At 74.7% G+C, this 24,179-nt stretch carries 19 protein-coding genes; 8 read left to right on the top strand and 11 right to left on the bottom strand.

Going from position 1 to position 24,179, the window contains the following annotated elements:
* Positions 1–323: 323 nt before the first annotated feature.
* The 4 genes from AH6_RS40785 to pdxH form a co-directional block, all read right to left on the bottom strand.
* On the bottom strand, positions 324–2,585 hold the full coding sequence (locus AH6_RS40785) for an ATP-binding SpoIIE family protein phosphatase (protein WP_067491598.1): 2,262 nt from the start codon (positions 2,583–2,585) through the stop codon (positions 324–326).
* A 261-nt stretch (positions 2,586–2,846) separates the two neighbouring features.
* Positions 2,847–3,548 (bottom strand): iron-dependent transcriptional repressor DtxR, encoded by a 702-nt coding sequence (locus tag AH6_RS40780; protein ID WP_067491596.1) that lies wholly within the window; start codon positions 3,546–3,548, stop codon positions 2,847–2,849.
* A gap of 118 nt (positions 3,549–3,666) precedes the next feature.
* A complete protein-coding gene (locus tag AH6_RS40775) occupies positions 3,667–5,229 on the bottom strand; it encodes an MFS transporter (protein WP_245679699.1) in 1,563 nt (520 codons plus the stop codon).
* Positions 5,226–5,948, bottom strand: a complete 723-nt coding sequence (pdxH, locus tag AH6_RS40770; RefSeq protein ID WP_067491594.1) for a pyridoxamine 5'-phosphate oxidase — start codon at positions 5,946–5,948, stop codon at positions 5,226–5,228. Before pdxH ends, AH6_RS40775 begins: the two co-directional genes overlap by 4 nt.
* Positions 5,949–6,041: 93 nt before the next feature.
* On the opposite strand from pdxH, the gene AH6_RS40765 reads away from it, so the two are divergent.
* Positions 6,042–7,154 carry a citrate synthase 2 gene (locus AH6_RS40765; protein WP_157432030.1) on the top strand — a complete coding sequence of 371 codons (1,113 nt, stop codon included), beginning with the start codon at positions 6,042–6,044 and terminating at the stop codon, positions 7,152–7,154.
* A gap of 100 nt (positions 7,155–7,254) precedes the next feature.
* Here AH6_RS40765 and AH6_RS40760 read toward each other — a convergent pair whose 3' ends face one another.
* Positions 7,255–10,074: an ABC transporter substrate-binding protein gene (locus tag AH6_RS40760; protein WP_067491581.1), complete on the bottom strand. Its 2,820-nt coding sequence runs from the start codon at positions 10,072–10,074 to the stop codon at positions 7,255–7,257.
* Positions 10,075–10,180: 106 nt separating this feature from the next.
* On the opposite strand from AH6_RS40760, the gene AH6_RS40755 reads away from it, so the two are divergent.
* Positions 10,181–10,528: a hypothetical protein gene (locus AH6_RS40755; RefSeq protein ID WP_067491580.1), complete on the top strand. Its 348-nt coding sequence runs from the start codon at positions 10,181–10,183 to the stop codon at positions 10,526–10,528.
* 62 nt (positions 10,529–10,590) lie between these two features.
* Positions 10,591–11,730: a phosphoserine transaminase gene (gene serC / locus AH6_RS40750; RefSeq protein ID WP_067491579.1), complete on the top strand. Its 1,140-nt coding sequence runs from the start codon at positions 10,591–10,593 to the stop codon at positions 11,728–11,730.
* 72 nt (positions 11,731–11,802) lie between these two features.
* Here serC and AH6_RS40745 read toward each other — a convergent pair whose 3' ends face one another.
* Positions 11,803–12,774 carry a class II glutamine amidotransferase gene (locus AH6_RS40745; RefSeq protein WP_169807979.1) on the bottom strand — a complete coding sequence of 324 codons (972 nt, stop codon included), beginning with the start codon at positions 12,772–12,774 and terminating at the stop codon, positions 11,803–11,805.
* Between AH6_RS40745 and AH6_RS44945 the strand changes: the two genes are divergently transcribed.
* The 3 genes from AH6_RS44945 (at position 12,773) to AH6_RS40735 (ending at position 16,185) form a co-directional block, all read left to right on the top strand.
* Positions 12,773–12,925 (top strand): hypothetical protein, encoded by a 153-nt coding sequence (locus AH6_RS44945; protein ID WP_169807978.1) that lies wholly within the window; start codon positions 12,773–12,775, stop codon positions 12,923–12,925. The two genes, AH6_RS40745 and AH6_RS44945, sit on opposite strands and share 2 nt — an antisense overlap.
* Positions 12,926–12,987: 62 nt before the next feature.
* Positions 12,988–14,001 (top strand): hypothetical protein, encoded by a 1,014-nt coding sequence (locus tag AH6_RS40740; RefSeq protein WP_067491577.1) that lies wholly within the window; start codon positions 12,988–12,990, stop codon positions 13,999–14,001.
* 87 nt (positions 14,002–14,088) lie between these two features.
* Positions 14,089–16,185, top strand: coding sequence for a hypothetical protein (locus tag AH6_RS40735; RefSeq protein WP_245679698.1), 2,097 nt, complete (start codon positions 14,089–14,091; stop codon positions 16,183–16,185).
* A gap of 24 nt (positions 16,186–16,209) precedes the next feature.
* Here the strand turns inward: AH6_RS40735 and thpR are convergent, their stop codons facing one another.
* The 3 genes from thpR to AH6_RS40720 form a co-directional block, all read right to left on the bottom strand.
* Positions 16,210–16,773, bottom strand: coding sequence for an RNA 2',3'-cyclic phosphodiesterase (gene thpR, locus AH6_RS40730; protein WP_067491576.1), 564 nt, complete (start codon positions 16,771–16,773; stop codon positions 16,210–16,212).
* Positions 16,774–16,912: 139 nt separating this feature from the next.
* Positions 16,913–18,253 (bottom strand): MFS transporter, encoded by a 1,341-nt coding sequence (locus AH6_RS40725; RefSeq protein WP_083983944.1) that lies wholly within the window; start codon positions 18,251–18,253, stop codon positions 16,913–16,915.
* Between the two features lie 89 nt (positions 18,254–18,342).
* Entirely contained in the window at positions 18,343–18,804 is a 462-nt protein-coding gene (locus tag AH6_RS40720; protein WP_067491575.1) for a MarR family winged helix-turn-helix transcriptional regulator, read from the bottom strand.
* A gap of 235 nt (positions 18,805–19,039) precedes the next feature.
* Here AH6_RS40720 and AH6_RS40715 point away from each other — a divergent pair, with 235 nt between their 5' ends.
* Both AH6_RS40715 and AH6_RS40710 read left to right on the top strand, forming a co-directional pair.
* Positions 19,040–19,597 (top strand): TetR-like C-terminal domain-containing protein, encoded by a 558-nt coding sequence (locus AH6_RS40715; protein ID WP_067491574.1) that lies wholly within the window; start codon positions 19,040–19,042, stop codon positions 19,595–19,597.
* A 29-nt stretch (positions 19,598–19,626) separates the two neighbouring features.
* Positions 19,627–19,896: a DUF2530 domain-containing protein gene (locus AH6_RS40710; RefSeq protein WP_067491573.1), complete on the top strand. Its 270-nt coding sequence runs from the start codon at positions 19,627–19,629 to the stop codon at positions 19,894–19,896.
* Positions 19,897–20,013: 117 nt separating this feature from the next.
* Here the strand turns inward: AH6_RS40710 and AH6_RS40705 are convergent, their stop codons facing one another.
* On the bottom strand, positions 20,014–22,971 hold the full coding sequence (locus AH6_RS40705) for a sacsin N-terminal ATP-binding-like domain-containing protein (RefSeq protein WP_067491572.1): 2,958 nt from the start codon (positions 22,969–22,971) through the stop codon (positions 20,014–20,016).
* Positions 22,972–23,706 carry a DUF3027 domain-containing protein gene (locus tag AH6_RS40700; protein ID WP_067491600.1) on the bottom strand — a complete coding sequence of 245 codons (735 nt, stop codon included), beginning with the start codon at positions 23,704–23,706 and terminating at the stop codon, positions 22,972–22,974. It lies immediately after the preceding gene.
* Positions 23,707–24,179: the final 473 nt, after the last annotated feature.

The following is a 24,179-nucleotide window of genomic DNA, read 5'->3' as shown; positions in this document are numbered from 1 at the left end:
GTCAGTGGGGGTCTACAGCCGACCACCCACCTCCGCCCCGCACGGGGTTAGAGCACGTGCCCAACAACCCCAACCCCGCGCGGGTTTTCACCCCGCCCAACGACTCCAGCCCCCACGGGTTTGCTCACGTACCCGACAAGCCCAGCCCGTCATGTGCGGCATAGCGCACTCCGAGGTTAGGACCACGCCTGCCGGTGCCGCGCCCGGCTCGCTGCGCGAGCCGGGCGCGGCACCGGCAGGCGGTAGGTAGTGGCGAGCCGCCGCTCGGCAGTAGACGGTTTCAGGCAGGAGAGGGGGCCACCCCAAAACTCAGCCCCCACCCCTCAAGGCGTCAACGGCAACTCGAACCAGACCGCCTTCCCGTTGGAAGTCGGCCTCGCCCCCCACCGCGTAGCCAGCTGGTCCACCAGGTACAACCCCCGGCCGCCCTCGTCCGTCTCCCCCGCGCTCCGGATCCGCGGCAGCCGCATGTCCGTGTCGAACACCTCGACCCAGATCGCGTCCGCCCCCCGCCGCAACCGCAACCGGAACTCCTTCGTCGGCGGCTCCCGGCGCCCCAGCTGCTCGGCCAGGTCCACGTTCAGGTTCCAGTCGTCCTCGTCGAACGGGTTGTTGAACTGCGACGGCGGCGGTCCGCCGCCGTCCAGCACCAGTTCCCGGCGCGGCGCGGGCGTCGTCGTGGCGTGCAGCACCACGTTCGTCACCACCTCCGACACCAGCAGGCACGCCAGTTCCGCCTGCTCGTCCTGCATCCCCCAGGCCGCGAACGCGTCGGAGGCCATGCGGCGCGCCTCCGAGACCATGATCGGTTCGGCCGGGAAGGTGCGGTCGGCGACCGCCAGCTCGTCGCCCGCGGTGCGGATCACCACGATCGCCACGTCGTCGTTGATGTCGCCGGGCACCGCCTCGTAGGCGGCGTTGGCGATGGTCTCCACGTCGCGGCGCGCCACGGCCGCCACCGCCGCGCGGACGGCCTCGCGGGCCTCCTCGCGGGTGTGGTAGTCGCCGTCGTCGCGGGGGCGGCGGTCCACCAGGCCGTCGGTGTACAGCACCAGCGTCGAGCCGGGCTTCAGCTCGGCGGTCTCCTCGTTGAACAGGATCTCGCCGCCCAGCCCGGGGCCGCGGACGCCCAGCATGGCGCCCTCGCTCTCGAACTCCAGCTCGGTGACCTCGCCGTCCACCACCAGCAGGGGCGGGTCGTGCCCGGCGTTGGCGAACTCCAGCACCCGCGACCAGGCGTCGTAGACGAAGTAGGTGCACGACACCAGCGGGGGGCGCACCAGGTCGTCGCTGTTCCAGCCCGAGCGCATGCGCTCGGGACGGGTCATGGTGCGCACCCACTCGTCCAGCTTGCGCAGGATGTCGGCGGGCGGCTTGTCGTCCTGGGCGAACGCGCGCAGCGCCGCGCGAAGCTGGCCCATCACGGCGGCGGCGCGGGCGCCGCGGCCCTCCACGTCGCCGATGACGAGCCCGACGCGGCCCGCCGACAGCGGGATCACGTCGTACCAGTCGCCGCCCACCTGCGTCTGGATGCCGTGCCCGTGCGACTCGATGGGCCGCGCGGGCTCGTACCGCCAGGCGATCTGGAGGCCGTCGAGCCGGGGCGGCCGGTCGCCGGGCAGCAGGTGCTTCTGGAAGGCGAGCGCGGTCTCGCGCTCCTCCTCGAACAGCAGCGCGTTGTCGACGGCGAGCGCGACGCGGCTGGCGATCGCGCCGAGCAGGTCGCGGTCGAAGCCGTCGTAGTGCGGGTCGGGCCGCCGGGTCAGGCTGGACAGCGCCAGGCTCATCACGCCCAGCAGCTCGCCGCGCACCAGCAGCGGAGCCGAGATCACCGAGGTGACGCCCATCGCGTCGCCGAGGCGCTGGGACGGCTCGTTGGGCGCGGCGAAGCGGTGCTGGAGCATGTCCTCCACCAGCACCGCGTCGCGGCGGCTCATCGCCTTGGCGCTGAAGTGGCCGGGCGGGTAGGAGATCGGCTCGCCGACGTCGGCCCAGGTGCCCGGCGGCGGCGTCCAGCCGGACGCGTGCCGCGACACCCGCCGGTACAGCCGGTCGCCGCTGAACAGGTCAATGAAGCAGTGGTCGGCGAACTGCGGCACCAGCGTGTCGGCGACCCGGCGCAGCGTGGACTCCAGCTCCAGCGAGCCCGCCAGCCGCTCGCCGATGCGCTCCAGCAGGCCGTAGCGGTCCTGCTCGCGCTGGTTGGAGCGCAGCGCCTCGCGCGCGAAGATCACCACGCCGTCGACCGCGCCGGACGGGTGCCGCAGCGGCACCGCGTGCGCGCGCGTGTAGACGGTGGTGCCGTCGGCGCGCAGGTTGCAGAAGGTGCCCTCCCACACGCCGCCCTTGAGCACGTGCTTGGCCAGCTCGGTGGCCTGCTCGTGGTCCTCCTCGGCGATGCCGAGCGACAACACCGAGTGCCCGATGAGGTCGTCCCCGCCGAAGCCGAACAGGTCGCGCGCGAACGCGTTGCCGTAGATGACGTTGCTGAAGCGGTCGCAGACGATGACCGCCATCTCCATCTGGTTCAGCACGGTCTCGGGCGGCAGGTGCGCCTCGATCGGCGCGTCCCCCCAGTCGTTCATGTGCCCACCCTGACTACCGTTACGATCCTGGCCCGTCCACCGAGGGTAGGCGCCGCCGGCCGCTCGTCGTGTCCCGTGCCCGCCCCCGCGCCGTCGCCCGCCGCCCCGCGGGGTCCGGCCGCCGGCCGCGCCGGGCGGGCGAGGCTGTCGCAAGTATTGAACGACGAACCCGCCGTGGGGATACGCCGGAACGGCGCACCGGTACGGAGATCTTCGGTAATGACCGGTGGGGGCGGAGGGAAGGGCGGCACGTGCGCGGGGTCAGCGCCTGCTGACGAACACGTGCTCGGCGATGTCGCGCGGCAGCTCGGCCGCCGGGCCGTCGGCCTCGTGGTCACCCGTCACCCGTACCCCGTCGTCGGTCGCCCGAAGAGTCACCTCTCGTCCCGGTTGGATACCGATCTGCTTGAGCCGCAACATCAGGTCGCTGTCGCTCTGCACCTGCTCGCTGATGCGCCGGATGACGGCGGTGCAGCCGGCCGGCGTCGCGACGGCGGTCATCACCGACAGCGGCGCGGCCTCGGAGTCGTCGGCGTGCCCGCCGAGCTCGTCCAGGCCGGGGATCGGGTTGCCGTGCGGGCAGGTCGTGGGGTTGTCCAGCAGCGCCACCAGGCGCCGCTCGACCTCCTCGGACATGACGTGCTCCCAGCGGCATGCCTCGATGTGCACGTCCTCCCAGGGCAGGCCGATGACGTTCACCAGCAGGCACTCGGCGAGCCGGTGCTTGCGCATGACGCTGGTGGCGAGGCTGCGGCCGGAATCGGTCAGCTCCAGGTGCCGGTCCCCCTCGACCCGCAGCAGCCCGTCGCGCTCCATGCGCGCCACCGTCTGGCTCACCGTCGGGCCGCTCTGCGAGAGCCGCTCGGCGATGCGCGCGCGGAGGGGGACGATCCCCTCCTCTTCGAGCTCGAACACCGTTCGGAGGTACATCTCCGTCGTGTCGATCAGGCCGTGTGAGGTCACAGCTCCCTCCAGTCTTGTGGCCTCAAGTCTACTTGTTCCGGCCGTCTTCGGCCGGGTCGTGCACATATCCGGGCCGGGCCGGGTATGGATGAACGTTTGGGGAGCCTTACTTCTTCCCTCACGGGCCCGCCTGGACGGGCTGCGCGGTGCGCGTGTCATAGCGCAGCAGCGCCGGGACGGCCAGCGCCGCCACCACCACCAGGACCGCGCAGGCCAGCCCGCCGCCCACCCACGAGACCGTCGCCCCGGCCACCGAGGCGGTCGCGCCCGCGCGCAGGTCGCCGAGCCGGGGCCCGCCCGCCACGACCACGGTGAACACGCCCTGGAGCCGGCCGCGCATCTCGTCGGGCGCGTAGGTCTGGAGCATGGTCTGCCGGAACACCGCCGACACCAGGTCGGCCGCGCCGCCGACCGCCAGCAGCGCCACCACCAGCCACAACGAGTGCGCCAGCCCGGCGGCGGCGACCGCCAGGCCCCACACCACGATCGAGGCGACCAGCGCGACGCCCTGCCGGTGCACCCGGCCGATCCAGCCCGACAGCAGGCCGCCCAGCAGCGCCCCGATCGCGATCGAGGCGAACAGCCAGCCGACCGCGCCCTCGCCGCCGAACCGCACGTCCGCCGCCTCGGGGAACAGCGCCCGGGGCATCGCCACGCCCATCGCGATGATGTCCACCACGAACGACATCAGCAGCACCGGCTGGGTGGCCAGGTACCGCAGCCCGTCGACCACCGAGCGCAGGCCGGGCGACGAGCCGGGCTCGCCGAGCGGCGGGATGGCGGGCAGCCGCAGCGCCGCGTACAGCACCACCGTGAACAGCACCGCGTCCACCGCGTAGGCCGCCGCGTAGCCCCACTGGGCCAGCACGGCCCCGGCGAACAGGGGCCCGGCGAGCATCCCGATCTGGCTGGCGGTGAAGTTGAGGGTGGTAGCCGCGGCGACCTCGTCGGGCGGGAACAGCCGGGGCACGATCGCGCCGCGGGTGGGCGAGGCGACCGCGAAGCCCATCGACTGCACGGCCACCACGAGCATGATCAGCCACAGGCTCTCCAGCCCCAGCACCGCCTGCGCGAGCAGCAGCAGGGTGGAGACCCACGTCACGCAGGAGGCGAGGAACAGCAGCCGGCGGCGGTCCATGTGGTCGGCGACCGCGCCGCCCCAGAGCCCGAACACGATCAGCGGGACCAGGCCGACGACGCCGAGCACGCCCACCCAGAACGACGAGCGGGTCATGTCGTAGACCTGCACGGGGACGGCGACGGCGGTCACCTGGAAGCCGACGAACGAGACGGTGTGCCCGACCCACAGGCGGCGGAAGGGCGGGTTGGCCAGCGGCCGGGTGTCGATGGTGAACCGCCGGAACGCGCCGCGCCTCCCGGCCGCCTCCTTTTGCACGCCGGGCCCGTCCCGCGCGTCAAGCTCGTCCCGCACGCCGGGCTCACCTTGCACGCCGGGCTCGTCTTGCAGACCTGGTTCACCTTGCGGGCCAGGCTCGGCGCGCCGACCAGGGCCGTCCGGCAGGCCGGACTCCGTCGCCCGTTCGGCACCCGCCTCCGCCGGGCTCTGCTCGGCGGCGGCCTCGCGCGCCGCAGCGATCTCCTCGGCGTCGACGGCGGCGGACTCCGTGGCAGCAGGCGTGTCAGGAGCGTCGCGGGGGGTTGGCTGCTGTTCCGATGTCACGGGGACAGTCTGTCCACCTCCCACTCGCTGAGCACATCCGACTCCGCCCCGAGCGTCACCGCCCGCCGGTAGCGCAGCCTGTCGTGCAGCCGGTTCGGGCGGCCCTGCCAGAACTCGACGGTCTCCGGCAGCACCCGGAAGCCGCCCCAGAAGGGGGGCAGCGGCACCGGGTCGTCCCCCTCCTCCGGCCAGCGCTCGGCGAGGGCGGCGTACCGCTCCTCCAGCCCCTCCCGGCCGTCCACCACCGACGACTGGTGCTCGCTCGCCCACGCCCCGATCCGCGACCCGTAAGGCCGCGTCCGGAAGTAGGCCGCCGTCTCGGCGCGCGGCAGCTCCAGCACCGGGCCGGAGACGATCACCTGCCGGTGCACCGGATGCCAGGGGAACACCAGCGCGGCGCGCGGGTTCCCCAGCAGGTCGCGGCCCTTGCGGGAGGTCCGGTTGGTGAAGAAGCGGAAGCCGTCGGGGCCGTATCCCTTCAGCAGGACGGTCCGGGCGCTCGGCACGGCGTCGGCGGACGCGGTGGCCAGCACCATCGCGTTGGGTTCGGGCAGCCCCGCGACCGCGACCTCGCCGAACCAGGCGGCGAACAGGATCAGCGGATCTGCGGGGACGGCCTGCTCCACGAGTTGCCCACCCTCGTAGGATGCGCGGAGCCGTGCGGGGTCTGGTGTTGGGCGATCCACAGCGTCAGAGCCTCCCACCTGGGCTTTGTGCATCTCACAGGGACCTGGGTACTGGTCAGTAGGGCGGACAGGGTTCAATGGCACGGCACCGCCTTATCACTTATGGGGACGAAAGGCAGGGACGACATGTCCGACTTCAAACCCGGTCTTGAGGGGGTCGTCGCCTTCGAGACCGAGATCGCCGAACCGGACAAGGAGGGCGGCGCCCTCCGGTACCGGGGCGTCGACATCGAGGAGCTCGTCGGCCGCGTCTCCTTCGGCGACGCCTGGGGCCTGCTGGTCGACAACAGCTTCGACCCGGGCCTGGCCCCCGCCGAGCCGCACCTGCTGCCGGTCACCTCCGGCGACGTGCGGGTCGACGTCCAGGCGGCGCTCCCGACGCTGGCCCCGGCCTACGGGATGCGCCCGCTGCTCGACATCGACGACGACGAGGCCCGCGCCGACCTGGCGCGCGTCTCGGCGACGGCCCTGTCGTTCGTGGCGCAGTCGGCGCGCGGCGTCGGCGTGCCGATGGTCCCGCAGCAGCGGATCGACGAGGCCAGGACGATCACCGAGCGGTTCATGGTCCGCTGGCGCGGCGAGCCCGACCCCAAGCACGTGCAGGCGATCGACGCCTACTGGGTCTCGGCCGCCGAGCACGGCCTGAACGCCTCCACCTTCACCGCCCGCGTCATCGCCTCCACCGGCGCCGACGTGGCGGCCAGCATCTCCGGCGCGATCGGCGCGATGTCGGGCCCGCTGCACGGCGGCGCCCCGGCCCGCGTGCTGCCGATGATCGAGAAGGTCGAGCAGCTCGGCGACGCCCGCAAGGTCGTCACCGACATCCTCGACGGCGGCGAGCGGCTGATGGGCTTCGGCCACCGCGTCTACCGCGCCGAGGACCCGCGCGCCCGCGTGCTGCGGCGCACCGCCAAGGAGCTGAACGCCCCCCGCTTCGAGGCGGCCAAGTCCCTGGAGGACGCCGCGCTGGCCGAGCTGCGCGAGCGCCGTCCGGACCGTCCGATCGAGACCAACGTCGAGTTCTGGGCCGCGGTCATCCTGGACTTCGCCGAGGTCCCGACCGCGATGATGCCCGCCATGTTCACCTGCGGCCGCACCGCCGGCTGGGCGGCGCACATCCTGGAGCAGAAGCGCACCGGCCGCCTGGTCCGGCCGAGCGCCCGCTACACCGGTCCCGGCACGCGTTCGATCTCGGACGTCGCCGGTTCCGTGGAGGCCCTCAAGCGTTACGCCGGCTGAACGCCTGGAACTCCCCCGCATTAGCGCCCGAGGCCCCCGGTCCCCCCGGGGGCCTTTGTCGTTCCGGAACCGCCCCCGCCGCACGTCCCGAATCGCCCCCTCACTTCTCCACCGGGCACGCCGCCTTCCCCTGCGCCGTGCTGACGAGCCTCCCGCACAGCGCCACCAGGTCCAGGCTCCCGTCCGGCCGCAACCCCGTCAGCAGCACCGGCTTGTCCTCGATCTGGTGGCCGCCCGAGCGCGGCCCGAAGCGCAGCAGTCCCGACGCCCCCTGCGGCTGGGCGCCCTCGCCCGGCTCGGTCAGCTCCGACAGGATCGCGGCGGCGGTCGGCAGCGCCTGCCCCTGGTCGCCGTAGATGCGCTCGGCGACGCTGATCACCGTGCGGGCGGCGTCGTAGCCCAGCGCGGCGTGCGTGCGGGACGGCCGCTCGTTGGCGGGGGCCTTCGCGCCGACCAGGTCGTTGGTGACCCGGTCGAAGTCGCTGTAGAAGACGTGGAGCGGCTTGCCCCGCACCCACCTCTCCCCCCACGCCTCGCGGGCCGCCAGCGGCGTGAAGAACAGCTTGATCGACTGGGTGCGGGCCACCTCGGCGGCGTTGTCGCTGACGTACTTGGTGACCTCGTCGCCCGCCAGCACGATGCGCGGGGCCTTGCAGTCGGTGTTGGCCAGCCGGTTGATGAACGAGCGGAACTCGTCCGACCGGCCCGCGTAGTAGAACAGCTGCGACGGGTTCGCGCACGCCTCCAGCACCTTGCCCGGCACCTGGCTGGGGTCGGAGTAGGGCAACATCCGGACCTTGCCGGGCGCGAACGCCTTGGCGAAGTCGGTGGCCAGGTTCTCGCTGTACAGGTCGTTGCGGCTCGCGTCGTAGAAGACGTCGGCGCTGGTGGCGCGGATGCCGGTCTGGCCGTTGCGCGCCCAGAACGCCGCGTGCCCGGCCAGCCGCCGGTTGGGCGGGGCCATCCGGAAGAAGTACGGCGAGAACCAGCCCTTGAGCTGCGCGGTGCCGTCGTAGGTGTTGGTGGTGCCGATCATCGGCAGCGCGGTCTTGGACAGCACCTCGATGGCCTCGCCGGTCTGGCTGCGACTCTGCCCGAACCCGATCACCCCCACCACGGTGGGGTCGGCGGCGGCCCGGTCGCGGACCCGCTCGGCGACCTCGCGGCCGTAGCGGAAGCGCGACCCGGCGTTGGCCAGCAGGATGCGCAGCCGGGGCAGGCCGCTGGCCTCGTTGTGGCGCTCCTGCGCGATCGACAGGCCGACCAGCTCGCCGTGGATGCCCGCCAGCAGGTCCGCCTGCGGGTTGCGGGTCTGCGGGTCGATGGTCATCGCGCCGAAGTAGACGACGGTGACGTAGGGCTTGCCGGAGGAGGTCACCTCGTCGTTGAGCCGCTTGATGCGCTTCTCGACGGCCGCCAGCCGCCCGGTGAAGCGGTGGCCGCCGTCGGTGATCCCGACGCACTCGCGGTTGGCGGCGTGCCAGACGGTGAACGGCTCGCAGTACCGCACCGCCTGGAAGGTGATCACGGTGACGGAGGCGACCAGCACCACGCCCATCGCCAGCCACGGCAGCGCCGGATGCGTCAGCAGCGGGCGGCGGCGACCCCGGTGCACCGGCTCGGGCGACGAGCCGTCGCCCGCGTCCACCGGCACCAGGATCGCGCGCCGCGTGCCCAGCACGCCCACCCGGCGCCGCTCGGCCAGCAGGCCGTGCCAGAACGGCTGCCCGGCGGGCGTCTCGCGCAGCTCCTCCAGCGGGACGGGGCGCTGGTCGTCCAGCGGCACCCGGATGCCGTCGGCCAGGTCGCCGCCCTCCGCCTCCGACGCCACCGCGGCCGCCAGCAGCAGCGGGTCGAAGCGCTGCTCGGCGCGCCGCACCTGCTCGACCAGCTCGACGAAGCGCCGCAACGTGGCGTGCGCCGGATGCGCGTCAGGGAGCTGGTCCAGCACCACCGCCGGATAGCGGACCCGCGCCCACGTCGCCCGCCAGACACCGCGCCGGTATGCCTGCCGCAAGTCCTGGAGGAACGCCGCCACCAGCAGTTCCTCGATCGCCCCGTCCAGCGGCCCGGGACTGCTCTCCGGCCGGTAGATCACGTCCAGCGCGAAGCCGAGGAAGTCGGTGGAGCGGTTGCCGCGCAGGTAGTTCTGCTCGCCGGAGACGAACCAGCGGTAACGGCGGCGGCCCGCCCGGTCGCGCGTGCGCGCGGCGAGCTGGCCGACCAGCACCGACAGGCCCACCCCGGCCGCCAGCATCGCCGCTGCCAGGTCCAGCGTGCTCGCGGCGGTGGCGCTGAGCAGCGCGACCACCGCCACCCCGATGGGCGCGATCTGCTCCAGATGCGACAACACCGACGCCAGGCGGCCCTGCTGGCCGGGCCGCTCGGCGGGCACCACGATCTGGCGGCGGCGCAGGATGCCCCGGCCCAGCAACGTGCGGCGGTGCGCGTCCTCGTCGGCGGCCCGCAGCTCCCCCGCGAGCTGCCACACCTGCCGCTGGACGTTGGAGGCGAACTGCGGGGCCTGCTCCCCCTGCTCCTGCCGCAGCCGCATCCGCCGGATCTCCAGCAGCCACACCGCCATGCTGAGCAGCGGGAACCGCAGCGCCGTCTCGAACCGCCGGTGGTGGGTCGACAGGTCCCGGCTGACGTGCCGTAACAGCAGCGCCTGGTCGGTGAAGCGCGCGGTGTCGGGCGACTGCGAGGTGATGTGCGCGTAGGGGCCGCGATCCTCCATGCAGCGCTCCACGAGCAGGTGCGACGACTGCCGCGTGCGCCGCGCCGCCCCCGCGATCACCAGGACCGGCCGCAACCGGTCGCCCTCGCGCGCCGTCGGACGCTCGCGCAGCCGCTCGAACAGGCTGAGCAGCCCCTCCAGGCGGTCGGTGTCCTGCCCGCCGCCGCCGTTCCCCGTCGTCATCTCCGCGCCTCCTGATCCCCTGCGGCGCCACCGCCGCCCCCGCGCCGCTGTCCGTCATGTACACGCCCGGGTGACTCCATGGGAAGACCTTTGTCATCATTGGTCCGTGATCGATGACGCGGATGAGCCGCTGGAGGGCGACATCGGCCCCGCCGCGCGCGCCCGCGCGACAGAAGCCCCGCAGGCGGACGAGAAGCCCTCCGCCGCCGAGGCATTGCGCCGTTACGAGGCCGAGCGCGAGGAACGCCGCAAGCGCACCAACGCCGTCGCCGGGCGCGTCACCCTCTGGCTGGCCGCGCTGCTGCTCGCGTTCCTCACCTACGACTCGGCCGCCACCGCCGTGGAGGCCCACGGCAAGGGCGATCCGTGGCTCTACCCGCCCGCCGCCATCGCCGCCGCGTGCGGGCTCGCGCTGATCGTGCTGGTCGGGTGGGCGCTGCGGCGCCGAGGGTGACGCGCGTCTCGCCATGTGAACCTGCCCGCGATCTTCGGTGCAGGTCAGCTAGCCTTCTGCGGGTGACCGACAGCGCGAATCCAGCAATCGTCATCCCCGCCGACCTCAAGCCCGCCGACGGCCGCTTCGGATGCGGTCCGTCCAAGGTGCGCCCCGAGCAGCTCGCCGCCCTCGCGGAGTCCGGCGACACCTACCTCGGCACCTCGCACCGGCAGAAGCCGGTGAAGTCCCTGGTGGGCCGGGTGCGCAGCGGGCTGTCCTCGCTGTTCTCCCTCCCCGAGGGCTACGAGGTCCTGCTCAGCAACGGCGGCACCACCGCGTTCTGGGACGCCGCCGCCTTCGGCCTGGTGCGGGAGAGGTCCCAGCACCTGGTGTTCGGCGAGTTCTCCGGCAAGTTCGCCAAGGTCACCAAGGGCGCGCCGTGGCTGGGGGACCCGTCGGTGATCTCCGCCGACCCCGGCACCCACCCGGCCGCGCGCGCCGAGCAGGGCGTCGACGTGTACGCCCTCACCCACAACGAGACCTCGACCGGCGTCGCGATGCCGATCGCGCGCCCGAAGGGCACCTCCGCCGACGAGGCCCTGGTGCTGGTGGACGCCACCTCCGGCGCGGGCGGCCTGCCCGTCGACGTCAGCGAGACCGACGTCTACTACTTCGCGCCGCAGAAGTGCTTCGCCGCCGACGGCGGCCTGTGGGTGGCGCTGGCCTCCCCCGCCGCGCTGGCCCGCATCGAGGAGATCGGCTCCTCGGGCCGGTACGTGCCGGAGTTCTTCAACCTCAAGACCGTGGTCGACAACTCCGCCAAGGACCAGACCTACAACACCCCGGCCGTCGCCACGCTGCTGCTGTTCGCCGAGCAGATCGAGTGGATGAACGAGCAGGGCGGCCTGGACTGGACGACCGCGCGCACCGCCGACTCCGCGCAGCGCCTCTACACCTGGGCCGAGAAGACGTCCTACACCTCGCCGTTCGTCGCCGACCCGGCGCAGCGCTCGCAGGTGGTCGGCACGATCGACTTCGCCGACGAGGTGGACGCCGCCGCCGTCGCCAAGGCGCTGCGCGCCAACGGCATCGTCGACACCGAGCCGTACCGCAAGCTGGGCCGCAACCAGCTGCGCGTCGGCATGTTCCCGGCCATCGACCCGGCCGACGTGGAGGCGCTGACCGCCTCCATCGAGTACGTGGTCGAGCGCCTGAAGTAAGCAGCCGCGTGTAGGGAACCGTAGGCCGGGCCGCCCCCGAGGTGGCCCGGCCTACGGCGTTCTGGGGCGGCCTCAGGCGACGGCGAACTCGCCGGTGCCGGGCCCTGCCGCCGCGGGCTCGCCCGTCGAGGGGGCGCGCCGCACGACGCGGTGCCGCAGCCCGGCGCGGTCGCGCTCCCGGTCGGCGGCGGTGAACCCGGTCCAGACCCGGTCGTCCAGGTCCCAGGGGCGGGCGGTCGGCGTGAAGTCGGCCCGGTCCAGCACCCGCGACGGCGCGGCCGGGTTCGACCCCAGTTGCAGGTAGCTGCCCTCGCGCAGCATGACGGCGGTGGCGAACCGCACGCGGGTGTGCCGCTCGACGTCGCGGAACCAGCGCGGGTTGGACGCCCAGTACAGGTTGTGCTCGGTGTCGGCGGCCACCGCCAGCGGGCTCAGCGCGGCGCGCGCCAGGTGCACCCGGTCGGGCCGGTCGCGGTCCACCCACGCCAGCGCGGCCCGGCCGACCAGCGAGGCCAGCACGGCGGTGATCGCGCCGGTGTCGCGGCAGCCCGCCAGCGCCTGGAAGATCGGCTCGCTGTCGGTGGTGCCGGCGGCGGGCGGCAGCGGGTGCCGGGCGCGCAGCTCGCCCGCCTCGACGTCGCCGTTGTGGGTGGCGACGATCCCGGCGACCGGGCCGGGCACCACCAGCGGGCTGGCGTTGTCCAGCAGGTGCGGGGAGCCCTGGGTGGCCCAGCGGGTGTGCCCGAAGGCGACCGGCGCGTGGTCCAGCATCGGCAGCAGGTCGAGCCGCCACACGGCGCTGAACGGGCCGCGCCCCTTGACGACCCGGCAGCCGTCGTGGCTGAGGTCGGAGTACCGCTCGCCCAGCTCCCCGGCGGCCGGGGCCTGCCGCCCGGCGGTGACCGGACGGCCGGTGAGCAGCGCGACGCCCGCCGAGTCGGTGCCGCGCTCCTCGGCCAGGGTGCCGAGGGTGATCAGCGCGTCCGAGGCCCACGCGGGGTGGGCGGCCAGGGGCGAGCGCAACAACCCGAACAATCCGCACATGACAGATGAGATGCAGATCATGGGCGGCCGGTTCGAACGCCCCCCGCGAGCGAATAGGCTCACGTTCGTGAACCGCGCGCCCCAATGGCTGCTCCCCACCGTGCTGACCGCGCTCGTCCTGGCCGTGGTCATCGGTGCGCTGCTGAATTGACCTCCGCCGATCCGGGCCGCGGCCGTGCGATCATCCGGCCGCGCGGCGGGGATGATCAGATCATGATCCTGCGCGCGTCCCGGGCCCTCGCCGCGCTCGGCCTGCTCGGCGCGGCGGTGGCCGGAACCGGTCCCGCCGCCCACGCCGACGACGACAAGGTCCTGTTCACCGTCTCCGATCCGCGCATCACCGAGTCCAGCGGGCTGGCCGTCAGCCGCCGCCATCCGGGCGTGGTCTACACCCACAACGACTCCGGCGGCGTCGCGCAGGTCTTCGCCCTGGGCCCGGACGGCTCCACCAAGGCCGTGCTGACGCTGGGCGGCGCGAACGCGCGCGACTGGGAGGGCATGGCGGTCGGCCGTGACGAGAAGGGCCGTCCGGCGATCTACGTCGCCGACATCGGCGACAACATGGGCGGCGCGTGGCCGTACGTGACGGTGTACCGCATCCCCGAGCCGGCTCAGCTGAGCTCCCAGACGATCCGCGCGACCGCGTTCCGGCTGAAGTACGAGGACGGGCCGCGCAACGCCGAGACCGTCATGATCAACCCGCGCACCAACCGGCTCTACGTCGCCAGCAAACTGTTCTCCGGCGCGGTCTACGCCGCCCCCGCCAAGCTGCGCACCAGCGGTTTCAACAAGCTGCGCAAGGTCGCCGACGCGCCCGCCATCGCCACCGACGGCGCGTACGCGCCCGACGGCCGCAGCCTGGTCATCCGCACCTACTTCGGGGCCCGCACCTACGCGGTCAAGCCCAACGGCGACCCCGGCGAGTCGTTGTCCTCGGTCGGGCTGCCCGCGCAGGAGCAGGGCGAGTCGATCACCTACTCGGCCGACGGGAAGTCGCTGCTGGCCGGGTCGGAGGGCCAGAACCAGCCGGTCCACCAGGTCCCGCTGTCGGAGGACGCGCTGCCGTCCCCGCAACCCAAGCCCCAGGCGGCCGGTGAGAAGGGCGTCGACGAGGGCGGCAACGCCGACGAGGGCCGCCGCGACGCGAGCGGCGCGCGGGTCGGGCTGTTCCTGGCCGTGGCGATCGCCGCGGTGGTCGGCTACGGCCTGGTGCGCAGACGATCATGACGGGCCCGGCGACGGGCGGCGCGCGATGACCGGCATCGGATCGTGAAAGGAGGCGACGGGCCCGCCGGGACCCGTGTGAGGATGCGGATGGTGGAGCATGAGCTGGTGGGCCTGCACGGCTCCGGCGGCCGGTGGCGTCCGGTGGCGGCGGGGCCGTTCACCCTGCTGGCGGTCGCGCTGGCGCTGCTGCCGATCCGGCCGGTGTGGTTGTGGGCGGGCCTGATCGCGCTGGTCGCGGCGCTGCCGTGGCTGCTGGGCGCGGCCCCCGAGGCGCGTAGGCGGCGGCCCCGGCCGTACTGGCGGCTGTCGGCGGCGGGCCTGGAGCGCGTCGAGCCGGGCGGGCTGACCACCGTCCGCTACGAGCGCGACCGCGTCGAGGCGCTGGCGATCACCTCCGGCGACGGCGTGCTGACGGTCTTCCACAAGTTCGGCCGCACGTCGGTCGGCGGCCTGACCGCGATGGGCCTGGAGCCGCTGGCGGTGTTCGTCACCGCGCGGCGGCTCGGCATCACCGTGCACGTGCTGGACGGCGACGCCGCCGACCTGCTGGACCCGGCGCTCCCCGACGCCGTCCTGCCCGGCGCCGGAGCCTCCGACGCCGCGCCCGGCGGCCCGCCGCTCGGCGACGGCCTCGGCCCGCCGCCCACCGACCTCGCCGCCGAGCGCCGCCTGCTGGACCAGGAGGCCGCGCTGCTGGCCGCCGCGCACGAGCCCGGCGCGGGCGACCCGGGCCGCGAGGTCGCGCCCGAGGTGCGGCTCGCCACGCCCGGCCCGCTGCCCAGCCGCCGCCGGATCGCCACCCTCGGCACGCTGACCGGCCTGCTGGGCGTGGTGATGGTGGTGCGGATCGCGGCCGAGGGCGCGGGCGCGTTCGGGGCGCGGCTCGCGGCGGGCTGCTGGGCGCTGGCGGCGATCGCGGCGATCGTCGCGACCCGGCGGCGGCTGCTGGCGGCGGCGCAGGTGCGCTGGACGATCGGCGCCGACCGGCTGCGGGTGCGGGCCCGGCCCGGCCCGCGCGAGCCGGTGGAGGTCGCCGCCGCCGAGGTGGCGGCGCTGGTGGTCGGCCCCGGCCTGCGGCTGGACCCGCTCAGCGGCGAGCCGCGCCGCGCCGCCCTCGCCGTCCTGGCCTTCGACCACCGGCTGCGGCTGGTCGCGCGGCTGCCCGCGCACGGCCTGGACGCCTTCCAGCTCGCGCACGCCCTGGACGACCACGGCTACCACGTCGTCACCCCCGGCGCCCGGCCGCCGCGCACCCCCGAGTACGGCCTGGAGGGCCTGCCCGAGGTGTTCTCCCAGGTGCCCGGCGGGCGGCTGGTGGTGGCCGACGGCGGCCTGGGCTGGGCCGACGCCGCCGGGGACGTGGTGCTGCGGATGCCCGAGGACCGCATCGGCGGCATCGAGCTGCTGACCATCGCCGGGCACGCCTGGGTGCGGCTCTACGACTCCGACGGCGACGAGTTCTTCGCCGCGCCCCTGTCGGCGCTGCGGATCTCGCGCACCGACCTGCGCGAGTCCGCCCGCCGGGAGGGCCTGCCGGTCAACGACGCCGAGTACGACGCCTACCTCAGCGCGGCCTTCCACTCGGCGGTGTCGGGCCTGTCGGGCACGGCGGGCGGCGACGTCCCGGGCGGCGACACCTCGCTCGCCGAGGCCGTCCCGGCGGCCGCCGAGCTGACCCTCACCCCGCCGCCGGGCCCGGTGACCGCGCCCGGCACGCTGCTGGACGCCACCCGCCGCTCCCGCGTCGCCACCTACGGCGTCAGCCTGCTGCTGTGCGAGGTCGTGGCGCTGCTCGGCGCGGTCTGGCTGGGCCCGGAGCTGGGCGGGTTCGCCCTGACCGCGAGCTGGTCGGTGCCCGCCGGGCTGCTGATCGGCCTGGGCGGCTACTGGTCGTACGACCGCAACCGGGCCCAGCTGCGGGTGTCGGCGGCGGGCCTCGCCGTGGTGACGCGGCGCGGGCGCGTGGAGTGGGAGCTGAACCGCGACCGGGTGGGCGGCGTCGGCATCGACGAGGCGGTCGAGCGCATGCCGCGCCTGGTGGTGTGGAGCCCGGCGGGCCGGGTGTTGCGCCAGGTGTCGTTCCCGCCGGACCTCGCGGCCCTGCGCCGCGCCTGCGAGCGCTACGGCCTGCCCTGGGGCCCGCCTGACGCCGACCGGCCCGCTCCCCCGCCACCGGAGCTGTGAGCGCCCTCGGCCGGTGACGACGGGCTAGCGCAGCGACCAGGTCTTGAGCGTCTCGTATTCGGCCCGGGGCCGCTCCCCGCCGGACAGATGGCTGCGGACCAGCTGCACCGACGCGGCCGTCCACGACGCCCCGGCGAACGCCGCCAGCGGCTCCAGCAGCGGCCGCACGTCCACCGGTTGCCGCGACCGCGCCAGCGTCAGATGCGGACGGAAGGCGCGGTGCTTTTCGGGCGGCGTCCCGGCGCGGCGGCCCGCGGCGGCGGTGGCGGCCGCCAGGCGCGCCAGGTCGCGGCGGTCGCCGTACAGGCCCGTCCACAACACGCGGGCGTGCACCCCGCTGCCCGGGAAGGCCCCCGCGCCCGCCAGCGTCAGCGTGAGGCGCTGGTGGCGGGCGACGGCGCGTTCCAGGCGGGGCAGCAGCCGGTCCAGCGTGGAGCCGTCGACCTCGCCCAGGAAGGCCAGCGTGACGTGCAGCAGATCGCGGCGGACCCAGCGCAGGCCGGGCCAGTCGGCCCGGTGGGGCTCGATGAACGCCGCCAGTTCGTCCAGAACGTCCGGGGGCGGTACCAGAGCGACGAAAAGCCTCATGCGAACGTCCGGAACAGCACGCGGCCAGCCTGTCAGCCCGCGCCGCCCCTTGTCACGCGAACGAACCATGGCAATTGCCTGGCCCTCAGCACATTCTTCCCATCCCGGCGGACGCCTATCACGTCCCGTTGCGATGGCCTCAGCCGTCGCGCGAGTGACTAACCGTTTCGGCGGGGCCATGCCGGAGGCGAGCCCCGCCGGGACGGATCGCGAAGCGATGTGGCACTCGCCAAGCTCTGGTCAGGGGGTGAGCCTCCAGGCGAACCCCCTGGGCCAGGGCGCTAAAAACACCGCGCGGTGCCGCCAGTGCCGCCACCACCAGCGTGGTGACCACCGCGACCGCGCCGCCGAGCACGATGCTCAGCCGCGGCCCGAACTGCTCGGCCATCCAGCCCACCAGCGGCGCGCCCAGCGGGTTGGTGCCGAGGAAGACGAACATGTACAGGCCCATCACCCGGCCCCGCATCTCCGGCGCGACGCCGAGCTGCATGGTGGCGTTGGCGGCGGTGGTGAAGGTCATCAGCGCGATGCCGGTCGGCACCAGCAGCACCAGGAACGCCCAGTACACCGGCATCAGCCCGGTCGCCATCTCCAGCAGCCCGAACGACGTCGCGGCCACCAGCAGCACCCGCAGCCGGGGCCGGGTCGCGCGGCGCGCGGCCAGCAGCGCCCCGGTGAGCGCGCCGACCGCCAGCATCGAGGAGGCCAGCCCGAACGAGGTCGCGCCGGTGTGGAAGACCTCCCGCGCCACCAGCGCGGTGGTCATCTGGAAGTTCATGCCGAACGTCGCCACGAAGCCGACCAGCACCAGCACCATCATCAGGTCGCGCCGGCCGCGCACGTAGCGCAGGCCCTCGCGGAGCTGGCCCTTGGCGCGCTTGACCGGCTCGGCCGAGTTCAGCTCGCCCGTGCGCATCGCGTACAGGCCGAACAGCACCGCGCCGAACGACGCGGCGTTCACCAGGAACACCGGGCCGGTGCCCAGCACCGCGATCAGCACCCCGGCGACGGCCGGGCCGAGCATGCGCGCGCCGTTGAAGGTGGCGCTGTTCAGCGCGATCGCGTTGGGCAGGTCGCGGCGGCCGACCATCTCGACCACGAACGACTGCCGGGTGGGGTTGTCCACCACGGTCGCGAGGCCGAGGCCGAACGCCAGCGCGTACACGTGCCACACCCGCGCCGCGCCGGTGATCGCCAGCACGCCCAGCACCAGCGCCAGCAGGCCCATCGCCACCTGGGTGATCATCAGCACCCGGCGCTTGGGGTAGCGGTCGGCGATCACCCCGCCCCACAGCCCGAACAGCAGCAGCGGCAGGAACTGGAGGCCGGTGGTGATGCCGAGCGCGGTGCCGCCGTTGCCCCGGGCGAGCTCCAGCACGAGCCAGTCCTGGGCCACGCGCTGCATCCAGGTGCCGGTGTTGGAGACGACCTGCCCGGCGGCGAACAACCGGTAGTTGCGGTTGCGCAGCGACCGGAACATGCCGCCGGCGGACCCGTCCTCGGGCTCGGCGGGTTCGACGGGCTCGACCGAGCCCTCGGTCTCGGCCTCCAGCTCCGCGCGGCCCGAGGTCAGGACTTGCTGAGCTTGTCCAGGATGGGCGCCGCCCGGCGCAGGATCTCCCGCTCCTGCGGGGTCAGCTCGCCCAGCCGCTGGGTCAGCCACGCCTGCTTGCGGCGGCGCTCCTCGGCCAGCAGCGTCCGCCCCGGCTCGGTCGCCGCCAGCGTCACCTGGCGGCCGTCGGTCGGGTGCGGGCTGCGCGCCACCAGCCCCTGCGCCTCCAGGTGCGCGATCACCCGCGTCATCGAGGGGGGCTGCACCTTCTCGTGGTCGGCCAGCTCCCGCGGCGTCATCGAGCCGTGCCGCTCGATGGCGGCGAGCGCGGCGAACTGGGTGAGCGAGAGCGGCTCGGCGGCGCCGGGGCCCGCCGGCTTCAGCCGGCGCAGGCGGCGCGACAGGCGCGCGATCGAGATGCGCAGCTCTTCGGCCAGAGCCGGGGCCGCCGCGGGCCCTCTGGTCGGTGATGTGCTCATGGTCGTTCGCAGAAGTCATTGCTTTTGCTAACGATATGCGGCGGCGGGCTATTCCGCCACACCGTTCGCGCGAGCGCCCGACTCCGTCTCCTCCGATCGTCGCGGTGGCGCACCGGTCTGGGTGGTCGCCTCCATGGTCGCACGCAGGCGGTTCGCGGCTCCGTTGACAGCATCGGCTAATATCATTAGCTTAGTGGCTATCAAGACGGAGAGTCCTCGGCGAGGAGGTGGCCCGATGCCACGCGTGGGCCTGTCCCCCGACGGCGTCGTGGACGCCGCCATCACGATCGTGGACGCCGACGGCCCGGCCGCCCTCACCCTGGCCGCGGTCGCCGCCAAGGCGGGCGTCGCGACGCCGTCGCTCTACAAGCACGTCCGCAACCTGGCCGAGCTGCGCGACCTGGTGACGACGCGCGTGGTGGAGGAGCTGACCGAACGGCTCACCGCCGCCGTCATGGGCCGCTCCGGCGACGACGCCACGCGCGCCCTGATGCGCGCCTACCGCTCCTACGTCGTGGACCACCCGGGCCGCTACGCCGCGATGAACCAGACCTCCGCCCCCGACCTCGATCCGCGCCTCGCGGCCGCCTCGCAGAGGTTGCTGGACGTCCTGCTGGCCGTGCTGCGCGGCTACGGCCTGGAGGGCGCGGCGCTGGTCCACGCCGCGCGCTGCCTGCGCTCGTCGGTGCACGGCTTCGCCGTCCTGGAGGCCGCCGGGGGCTTCGGGCTGCCGGCGGACCTGGAGGCCAGCTACGACCTGCTGATCCGGATGGTGGTCGGTGGCCTGCGCTGATCGGGCTACCCGCCGGTTAACCTGATGCCATGACCCGTGAGCGCCGTCCCGATCCGCCGCCGTTGCCGACCAACGACGTCCGGATCGCGGCCGCCGGGACCGCCGCGTGGGCGGTCGCCCTGGTGGTGCTGCTGATCGTGGACCTGCCCGAGGCCGACCGCTGGTGGTTGTGGGTGTGCGGCGCGGGCATCGCGATCGGCCTGTTCGCGGTCTGGTACGTGCCGCGCCTCCAGGCGGGCCGTGCTGCTGCTCTTGAAGCCACGGCCCAGAAGGGCTCGCCTGGCGGCTCGCCCTCCTGACCGTTGCTTTGCGAGTGCCACATCGCTTCGCGATCTGTCCCGGCTTCGCTCGCCTTCGGCTTCACTCCGCCGGGCCAGTTAGTCACTCGCGCGACGGCTGAGGTCGTGAGACAGGTCCTACAGCTCCAGGTCGGTTTCGGCCAGCAGGTCCGGCAGCGCGTCGGGGACGCGCAGCACCGCCTCCACCAGCAGCCGGTCGGCCCAGCGGCCCGCCTCCCACGCCAGCGCGCGGGCCAGCCCCGCCGGGCCGCAGGCGTGCGGGCCGTCGTCGTCCGACCACCACGGGACGGTCTGGCCGTCCACGATCAGTTCCTCGTGCGCGAGGTAGGTGTCCGGCGCGTCCGGCAGCACCGCGCGCACCGCGTCGGGGACGTCCCGTTCGACGCCCGCCGACTCCACCGCCCCCGGCACCTCCTCGCTCGCGACCGGCAGGTCCAGCAGCTCGGCCAGGTCGGCGGCGTGCCCGTGCGCGGCGATCACCAACGGCTGCCCGGCGAGCAGCGGCAGCAGGTCGGGCCGGTCCAGAACCAGCGCGTCGGCGGCGTCCACGACCTCCACCTCGCCGTCCACGATCGCGCGGACGCGCTCGGGCGGCTCGACGGTCAGGCCGGTCAGCTCCGGCAGCTCGGCCAGCGCCGTCCACAACTCGCCGAGCTGCGCGCGGGTGAGGGAGCGGGCGGGGTCGCCCATGCGCTCCAGCAGCTCCTGCGCGCCGCCGGGCTCGCCGAGCAGGCCGTCCAGGTCGGTGCGGACGCCGAGCGCCAGCAGCAGGCGCTCGTCCAGCCCCTCGGGGGCCACGTCGTACAGCCCGGCCAGCAGGTCGCCGGGCGCGCCCGGCAGCCGGAACTCGCCGGGGCGGCGGCCGTCCAGCACCGGGTGCCGCCGCAACCACCACGCGGTGTAGGACGGGACCAGCGTGCGCGTGCCGTCGGCCAGCATGACCTGCGCGGGCTCGACGACGGCGGCGCGGTGGCGGGGCCCGGAGAGCATCCGCAGCGCGGCGTCCCAGTCGGCGACCAGCTCCAGGTCGCGCACGCCCTGGAACTCCAGCGCCAGCGGCGGCATCTCCTGCGGGCCGAGCCGGTCGAGGACGGCCTCGGCCCAGCGGTCCTCGTCGTCCAGGTTGAGCGGCTCGACGCCGTCGGCGAGCGCGTCCAGGTTGACCGTCTCGGCGCGGGCGGCGGCGAAGTCGTCCAGCACGCCCGCCCCGGCGAGGGTCTCGGGCCCCCAGCGCTCGACCAGGCCGGGATCGGCGACGCCGAACGGCGCGTCGTCGGCCATGACCTGCCCCAGCGGGCCGCCGGGCAGCAGCAGTTCCCCGGCCGGGTAGGGCTCGCCGTCGTCGCCGGGCAGCGCGAGGTCGGCGAGCCACGGCTCCTCGCCCGGGTCGAGGCTGGTCGCGGCGACGAGGCCGAGCACGGCCTCGGCGATCTCGGTGGGGTCGTCGGCGTCGAGCGAGCCTTCGACGGCCGCGTGCACGGCAGGGTCGGCCAGCACGTCGCGCGGCCCGGCCTCGATCGCGCCGAGCCGCAGCAGCAGCCGGTGCACCGCCTCGGGGTGCACGAAGCGCAGGCCGAGGACGTCGAGCCCGGCCGGGTCCACGCCCTCCCCGGCGATCAGCAGGCCGCGCGGCCCGCGCACCAGGCGGTCACCGGCGAGCGGCACCGGCAGCGCGCCGAGCGCGTCGGTGGGCGCGCCGTCCAGCGACGCGTAGAGGGCGCGCCACCAGGCGGGGTCGCGGTCGAGTCCGGCCAGGGCGTCCACGACGTCGGCCAGCTCCATGCGCCGCACGCCCAGCGGGGTCAGCGCGGGGTGGCGGGCGGGCCAGCCGGGCGGCAGCAGGCCCGGCATCGCCGACTCGGCGAGCAGCTCCACGAACTCGGCGGGGCCGTCCACGGCGACGGTGTCGCGGCCGCGCGCCCGGTGCTCGCCGTCGAGGGGCAGCAGCGGGACGTCGGGCAGCCGGTCCAGGACGGCACGGCGCAGCCGGGCGTCCAGCTCGCCCTTGGCCAGGGAGGTCGGGACGAGGTCAAGCAGCGCCGGGGTGGGCGGCGCGCCGCGCACCAGCTCGACGTAGGCGTCGGCGGCGTGCTCCACCAGCAGGTCGGTGAGCGGGCCGGGGGCGACGTGGCGGCGGTCGGGCGCGAGCGGGAAGGAGGCGATCAGCAGCGCGGGCAGGCTGATCGGCTCGTCGCTGGGCGTGGGGGCGTGCAGCATGCCCGGCGCGCTGTCGGCCGATACCGCCCAGCGGACCTGCCAGGTGGAGCGGGAGCGCTCCTCGGTGGGGCGGTCGGCCAGCAGCTCGGGCGGCAGGACGCCGCCCGCCTCGGCGACGCGCCACTCCACGCCGTTGACGGTGATCCGGCCGGGGCCGTGCTCGGCGGTCAGCACGCGCACGTCGCCGTCGAGGTCGATCTCCACGACACTCAGCGCGGGCAGCGCCAGCATCAGCGCGGGCCCGGCCTCGTCGAGCTGCCGCCGGACCGACGCCACGGCCGCCTCGTCACGCAGCGGCAGCCGCACGACGGTGGTGTACCCGTCGGGGATCTCGGGCGCGCGGTCCAGGTCGAACGGCAAGCGCAGCAGCGGGACCTGCCCGTCGCGGCGCTTCAACTCCTCGGCCAGCGCGGGGACGTCGGCCACCAGCGCGCGGGACCGCTCGGCCGACCACGCCACGCCTCCGGCCCCGGACTCGATCGACGGGTCGTCGCTGACCGCCACGACGGCCGCGAACCCCACGCCGAACCGGCCGGTGGCCCCCGCCTCGTCGCGCTTGGACGACGCGCGCAGCGTGGACAGCGCCTCCACCCCGGCGGCGTCCAGCGCCGCGCCGGTGTTGGCGGCCGTCAGGACGCCCGCGCCGCCGTCGAACGCCAGGCGCAGCCGCCCGGCCTCCCCGGCGCGCGCGGCCGCGTCGGCGGCGTTCTGGGCCAGCTCGATGACCACGCGGTCGCGGTAGCCGCCGAGCGCGTAGTCCTCCTCGGCGTTGGCGTCCTCGCGGAAGCGCGCCGGGGACTCCGCCCAGGCGCGCAGCACCCGCGAGCGCAGCGCGCCCGCGCCGTAGGAGCCGGCCACCTAGCTGTGGCCGAGGGCCTCGTCGGACCCGGCCGCCTCGCCCTCGCCCTCGACGACCTCGTAGCCCAGCTCGTCGATCACCGGCGGGCCGTGCTCGGACGCGGCGGGCACCACGACGGCCTCCGAGTGCGCGCCGCACCCGTGGTCGGCCGACACCACGCGGCCGTCGTCGGGGGCGTACTCGTTGGCGCACGCGCCGAACACCTGGCGCAGCTCGCCCGCCAGCGGCACGAAGAACCCGCAGGTGGAGCACTGCGCCGGGGCCGACACCGCGATGGAGGCGCGCGGCCCGGCCACGCCCTCGTACCAGCGGGTGGTGGCCTCGTCGCGGCCCTCCTGCGAGAGCACGCGGGCCCGGCCGAGGCCGAGCTCCCACTGCGCCTCGCGGTCGGCGCCGTCGATGACCTGGGTGAAGCCGGGGGCCAGGCGCACGTCGTCGGCGGGCGTGGGCAGCAGGTCGCCGGGGCCGAGGTCGCCGGGGCGCAGCCGGTCCAGCCACGGCACCCACGGCGGGGCCAGCAGCGCGCCGTCGCCGGGCAGCAGCACGCACTCGTCGACGGTGACGTTGCGGGCGCGCGCGGCGCGGGCGACGGTGACGGCCCAGCGCCAGCCCTTGTAGGCCGGGTCCAGCGCCTCGAAGTAGTGGGTGACCACGCGGTCGGCCTCGGCCACCAGGCCCAGATGCCCGCCGACCCCGTGGGGCCGTGCGGTCTCCTCGGCGGCCTCCCGCGCCAGCTCGACCGCCTCGGCGGCGGCGGCGTCGACGGCCGGGGTGCGGGTACGGCGGGCGGGCCCGGCGGCGGTGCGCCCCGTAGCGGTCCGTGCGGTGGTGGGCTGCGCGGCGGCCGCCGCGGTGGAACGCGCGGGGCTGGACTGACGGAGTGGGCTCACATGTCAATTCTCGCCCATGGATGGACGTGACCGCGCACCCCAGGGGCCCCAAGCGCGCTCCCCGCCCCGGTGAACTCCCCGAACTACCGTCGATCAAGGGCGTCGCGGGCGTTCGGCGGCGCGGCGGGTCGGCCGGATCGGGCCCGTTCGCCCGCAGAGAACGTACTCTCGATGGGGTCCGACGGCCCGCGACGAACCATCCGGCACGGCGCGCTCAGGGAGATCCACGGCATGGACGACCGGCCACCCTCCGGCGGAGGCCGCACCGACGCGGCCCGGCGCGCGCTGCGCGCCGGGGCGGGCCGGGCGCGGCGCGG

This window comes from Actinomadura hibisca NBRC 15177, from assembly GCF_001552635.1.
In the GTDB taxonomy this organism is placed as follows: Bacteria; Actinomycetota; Actinomycetes; order Streptosporangiales; family Streptosporangiaceae; genus Spirillospora; species Spirillospora hibisca.
The sequence above is the reverse complement of the archived record's forward strand: the minus strand, read 5'-3'. Positions and strand labels throughout refer to the sequence as shown.

Excerpts from the sequence above, each read along its gene's own strand:
- AH6_RS40785 (WP_067491598.1), bottom strand. The coding sequence starts at position 2,585 with ATGAACGACTGGGGGGACGCGCCGATCGAGGCGCACCTGCCGCCCGAG.
- pdxH (WP_067491594.1), bottom strand. The coding sequence starts at position 5,948 with ATGCACAAAGCCCAGGTGGGAGGCTCTGACGCTGTGGATCGCCCAACA.
- AH6_RS40765 (WP_157432030.1), top strand. The coding sequence starts at position 6,042 with ATGTCCGACTTCAAACCCGGTCTTGAGGGGGTCGTCGCCTTCGAGACC.
- AH6_RS40760 (WP_067491581.1), bottom strand. The coding sequence starts at position 10,074 with ATGACGACGGGGAACGGCGGCGGCGGGCAGGACACCGACCGCCTGGAG.
- AH6_RS44945 (WP_169807978.1), top strand. The coding sequence starts at position 12,773 with ATGACAGATGAGATGCAGATCATGGGCGGCCGGTTCGAACGCCCCCCG.
- AH6_RS40745 (WP_169807979.1), bottom strand. The coding sequence starts at position 12,774 with ATGTGCGGATTGTTCGGGTTGTTGCGCTCGCCCCTGGCCGCCCACCCC.
- AH6_RS40740 (WP_067491577.1), top strand. The coding sequence starts at position 12,988 with ATGATCCTGCGCGCGTCCCGGGCCCTCGCCGCGCTCGGCCTGCTCGGC.
- AH6_RS40735 (WP_245679698.1), top strand. The coding sequence starts at position 14,089 with ATGGTGGAGCATGAGCTGGTGGGCCTGCACGGCTCCGGCGGCCGGTGG.
- thpR (WP_067491576.1), bottom strand. The coding sequence starts at position 16,773 with ATGAGGCTTTTCGTCGCTCTGGTACCGCCCCCGGACGTTCTGGACGAA.
- AH6_RS40725 (WP_083983944.1), bottom strand. The coding sequence starts at position 18,253 with ATGTTCCGGTCGCTGCGCAACCGCAACTACCGGTTGTTCGCCGCCGGG.
- AH6_RS40720 (WP_067491575.1), bottom strand. The coding sequence starts at position 18,804 with ATGAGCACATCACCGACCAGAGGGCCCGCGGCGGCCCCGGCTCTGGCC.
- AH6_RS40715 (WP_067491574.1), top strand. The coding sequence starts at position 19,040 with ATGCCACGCGTGGGCCTGTCCCCCGACGGCGTCGTGGACGCCGCCATC.
- AH6_RS40710 (WP_067491573.1), top strand. The coding sequence starts at position 19,627 with ATGACCCGTGAGCGCCGTCCCGATCCGCCGCCGTTGCCGACCAACGAC.